We start from the raw sequence: 3,389 nt of genomic DNA, 5'->3' as shown, positions 1-3,389 counted from the left end.
GCGGCCATCGACCTGGCCAAACGGGCTCGGCTTTGTCGTTTAGAAGCCTGGACTCGCGACGATGCCTTCACTCTCCAGTGGTACGAAGCTCAGAGCTTTCAGAAAGTAGGCTCCTACCTCCATGTTTACCTGCAACGTGAGGAAGTGAATAGGTGCTTCGACAGCCGTATTTCTGGATTGAAGCCAGTTCATATCTTTGCTCAGTATCATGGAAACGTTGCCCCGGCAATACAGCAGCGATTCAAGCGAGTCCATGAATGCAACCGCTACGACCTGATGATTCAGGAATAAAGCTACGGGGATTGCCATAGCCCCTCGACAAGAAAGAAGGTCTATAGCATCCAGATGCTGGACTTAGCGCTAGAGAAAGCTTGCAAACTGGGGCTCTCACAAGTGCTAATGACCTATGATGTGAATAATCTGGCATTAGCTCGGGTCATTGAGAAGAATCGTGGAGTTCTCGCCAGCCAGGGGATTTCAAACGTCTCCAGCGAACTAATTTCCCGCTACTGGATAACCCTATGCGCCCTTGGTGCCCCCCGGAATTGGATCAGGTATCTCTGTTCTCGATAATAGCTTGAATCGATGCAGGCACAAAGCTAACGACATATTCCAAGTCCTCAGCCGGAATCTGATCATCAATGCATTCTTCCCAGTAGTCCCTGTGGAGTTGATCGATGTCATGGGGCGACCCGTCCAACGTCGCACCGCCATCACTCTGAACCGAGAACCAGGAGAGATCCATCCGTCCGTTTCGGAAGCTTTTGAACATGCTCTCGAAGTGCATGTTCTCTCGGTCAAGGGTATCTACGCACTTGCCTGGCGTTGATATAATATCTGCATCCATTCCTCTGCCCTGGCTTCTTTACCCAGTTTGACAGCATACGTCGTGAATTCTGTGATGTAGCTCATAGCGTTCCAAGGAGGAGACATCAAGTTCGTTTTGGGTGCACACTATCGTCGGTGCAAGAGCATCCTGAAAGACCTAGTCAATCGTTTTTCCGGCGATGCTCATATTATTAAGACATGGTGAACTATCAGGCAATCAGGGAACTGCAGGCTTGATCAGGACGTTGACATGTTGCTATTGGATCATCCTATAAGCCCCATTAAACATCAAGAAGTGTTCGTATCAGTCATGCCCTCTGAACCCTTAAGCGATTCCGACTCTGAACCACTGGATTTTGAGTTGATTGATGAGTTTCGGATTACGCCAGAACAGCAACGCCAGATACTGGCACTATTACAGGTCTGTTTTGCTGAACCTGGAGTGCCAGTATCACGCATGTATTACAAACAGGTGCCTCCCCGGCGGTTGCTGGTGTGGGGAAATCAGACTCTGGTTGGACAAATGGGGATTGAATACCGAGTGATGGGTTCTCAAGACGGCCCTTTGCGTATCTTTGGGGCTATTGATGTGTGCGTTGCACCCGAGTGCCGCAATCAGGGTATTGCCACCCAAATGTTGACCTGGTTAGAGCATCTAGGACAGACCTCGAAAGCCGATTTTATCATTCTCTTTGCGCTGAAACCCGAACTCTATCGTCGCAATGGGTTTCATGCCCCTATGAATCCTCTACGCTGGGTCAAAATCCATGAGCATCAAACGATTGGTATTGGCGAAGAGGTCTTACCAGAACTTATGGTGAAGGAACTCACCGGGAAGTCTTGGCCCAGTGGGATGGTTGATTTATTGGGGTATCAGTTTTGATGAAAACCAACTATGTCGGTCATGACAGTGTCTATCAGCGCCTGAAAGCGGAAGGAGCCTATGGTTGGACTACGGAGGACGATCAGACACAGACGGTTCACCCTCGTATCCTGCAAGCGATCGCTCGCCTGTCTATTCCACCTGGTAGCCCTATCTTAGATTTGGGTTGTGGCACGGGAGATATCGCCATCTGGCTCGCCCTTCAAGGGTACGAAGCGCATGGCATTGATATTGCACCCAGAGCGATCGCCTGGGCTCACGAAAAGGCTGACGCTCAAGCAGCCCAGGTTCAGTTTATCGTTGGCAGTGTTTTAGACCTAGTTCCCTATGCCAATAGCGTTTTCCGACTGGTGGTTGATGGGCGATGTCTGCATTGCATCATCGGCCCAGATCGAGCGGCAACCCTCGCTAGTGTCTATCGAGTGCTGCAACCAGGAGGAGGCTTCCTGGTACAGAGCATGTGTGGCGAGGTGATGGACGAGTCTCCGATGAAAGCCTTGTTCGATCTGGTTTCTCGTTGCACCATCAGTCGAGAGGGAATTGCGACTCGCTATATTGGCTCTGCGGAAAGCATTCTCGAAGAGCTAACGGCGGCAGGGTTTGCGATCGCCCATTCAGACATCGTCCCTCGCCAAGGGCCGGATGATCAGGATGACCTAGTTGCATTGGCGGTTAAACTGGTCAATTAAGAACGTGTTCAGCGAAATTGACAGGGGCTGATTATTTATCGTTGGTGCTATTACCAAGTTGCCAGTCTTTTTGGAACTCCACACTTAGCTGACCTGACAAGTTTTTCCGAGCTCGACAAAAATTAGAGTGCAAAAGAAAAGGCTGAGGGTTATACTCATTGTTGTCGAACTCACGTTGACTGAAACCCTTGTTTGACAAGTCTTTCAGAAAATTCTCTGCCTTGACTAGTCCATCGCTAACGGCTGGCTGAACGTCTTGAAGACAAGCTAAAAGATGACTACCTGCTTTATTTCGGCTAAGGCTGCGTATCTCTCAGCGCCGCCAATAACTCCTGGAACCGTAGATAAAAGGCTCGGGTGTTGTGGAACCCCCGCCGCCGGTTGCGATCATTCCCCCGAAAGATCACCACCTCAACGCCAACCTCTTGGCAAATCACGCAGTCACACTGCTTCCAGGGGCGATCGCGCAACAAATCCCGATACATCCGCTCATGCTTCACTCGCCGCTTAGCTTGCTCCGCCGGATCTACCTTCCCATTTCTTGGTAGCTCTAGGAGTTCGTCGTAGGCTAGCAGTGCCTCTAGGGTTTCCTCCACCCCCAATGTTCCTTGGTCGAAGGCTCGCATTGCTTTCAGTGCCCCCTGTTCTAGATCCTTCAGGGTGTCCCGGTTAGATACTCCAGCTTCAATCAGCCGCTTCACCCGAACCCCTTGGCCATCTACAGGGGGAATGCGAACGGCCGGGTACATTTTGCTGGAGAGGGTGTGGTGAGCGTGAACAATCTGTGACTTTTGCATAGGCGATATAATCAGCATGTTGTAACCATCCCCTATTTACGATGGGTCACTTAACGACATTTCTGCAAGCTGAGTTCAGCCGACAACTTCCAAAGGGCTGGTCGTGTCATCCAGAGGTTCAAGTATTGCCAAAAGAACTATCTGATATCCTAGGATACTCATCCAGGGCAGATGTGCTTCTGGAAAGAGAAA

At 50.3% G+C, this 3,389-nt stretch carries 5 protein-coding genes; 3 read left to right on the top strand and 2 right to left on the bottom strand.

What is annotated here, in order from left to right:
* The coding region (locus V6D20_02385) for a hypothetical protein (GenBank protein ID HEY9814644.1) at window positions 1-291 on the top strand (291 nt) is incomplete at its 5' end.
* 259 nt (window positions 292-550) lie between these two features.
* Here the strand turns inward: V6D20_02385 and V6D20_02380 are convergent.
* Entirely contained in the window at window positions 551-847 is a 297-nt protein-coding gene (locus V6D20_02380; GenBank protein ID HEY9814643.1) for a DUF6176 family protein, read from the bottom strand.
* Between the two features lie 291 nt (window positions 848-1,138).
* On the opposite strand from V6D20_02380, the gene V6D20_02375 reads away from it, so the two are divergent.
* Both V6D20_02375 and V6D20_02370 read left to right on the top strand, forming a co-directional pair.
* Window positions 1,139-1,711: a GNAT family N-acetyltransferase gene (locus V6D20_02375; GenBank protein HEY9814642.1), complete on the top strand. Its 573-nt coding sequence runs from the start codon at window positions 1,139-1,141 to the stop codon at window positions 1,709-1,711.
* Complete coding sequence (locus V6D20_02370; GenBank protein HEY9814641.1) at window positions 1,711-2,400, top strand: class I SAM-dependent methyltransferase; 690 nt, start codon at window positions 1,711-1,713, stop codon at window positions 2,398-2,400. The genes V6D20_02375 and V6D20_02370 overlap by 1 nt, the downstream gene beginning before the upstream one ends.
* A gap of 296 nt (window positions 2,401-2,696) precedes the next feature.
* Here V6D20_02370 and V6D20_02365 read toward each other — a convergent pair whose 3' ends face one another.
* A complete protein-coding gene (locus V6D20_02365) occupies window positions 2,697-3,197 on the bottom strand; it encodes a hypothetical protein (GenBank protein ID HEY9814640.1) in 501 nt (166 codons plus the stop codon).
* Window positions 3,198-3,389: the final 192 nt, after the last annotated feature.

This window comes from Candidatus Obscuribacterales bacterium (assembly GCA_036703605.1).
GTDB lineage: Bacteria > Cyanobacteriota > Cyanobacteriia > RECH01 > RECH01 > RECH01.
The sequence above is the reverse complement of the archived record's forward strand: the minus strand, read 5'-3'. Positions and strand labels throughout refer to the sequence as shown.